The 789-nt window shown below is 36.0% G+C and carries 2 protein-coding genes; both read left to right on the forward strand.

The features are described 5' to 3' along the window. A partial coding sequence (tagH, locus tag R7Q48_RS26465) for a type VI secretion system-associated FHA domain protein TagH (RefSeq protein ID WP_318133176.1) occupies positions 1-468 on the forward strand: 468 nt, incomplete at its 5' end. Between the two features lie 9 nt (positions 469-477). Beyond that, on the forward strand, positions 478-789 hold a 312-nt coding region (gene tssJ / locus R7Q48_RS26470; protein ID WP_318133178.1), incomplete at its 3' end, for a type VI secretion system lipoprotein TssJ.

Genomic DNA, 789 nt, shown 5'->3' on the forward strand with positions numbered 1-789 from the left:
GGGCTAATGGAGACTCTTCACAATCGGGCTGTATTTAAACAAACCAATCGCGTCAACCATACTGCATTTAGAAAGTCTGAAAATAATCCACTTAAGTTTTCAGCAAATTTGGAAGATGCAATCCACAATTTGTATAACCGTCAAACGTCGAGTTTTTTAAAGCCTAATGCCGCAATAAAAGAAGCATTTAACGATATTGAAAATCATGAGCAGGCTTTAATGCAAGGAGTCGCGGGTACGGTATCGAGTGTCATGTCTCTCGTTGAACCTAATACTATTTATTCAGATGCATTGGCTAAAGACAATGTAATTAACAAGGTTATTCCAGCAAGAAAATATGCTCAGAGTTGGAAGCGCTTTGAAGGTATTCATAGCCAATTAACAGATGAACTTGTCAATAAAGAGTCTCCATTTTATTTAGAAGATTTTGCTAAGCACTACGAATTAGCGCTCAAGAATAAAGGTTAAGGTGGGATTGTGAAACAAATTTATAAATCATTTTTGTTATTTATATTTTTAGTATTAATGGGATGCTCCGCCGCTAATTTAGTGGTCGACCCATATGCGGATTTAGAAATAACGGCAAATCATAATATCAACCCTGACTCGAATGGAAGACCATCACCAGTTGTTGTATATGTATTTGAACTTACATCAAATACACTGTTTGAGAGCCAAGATTTTTTCTCTATTTATGAGGAGCATGAAAAAGTACTCGGTCCAGACTTGGTGAATAAATATGAAATATCTTTGACACCAGGCCAAAAAGAAATCTACCAAGCTAGTATG

This window comes from Vibrio sp. 378, from assembly GCF_033339435.1.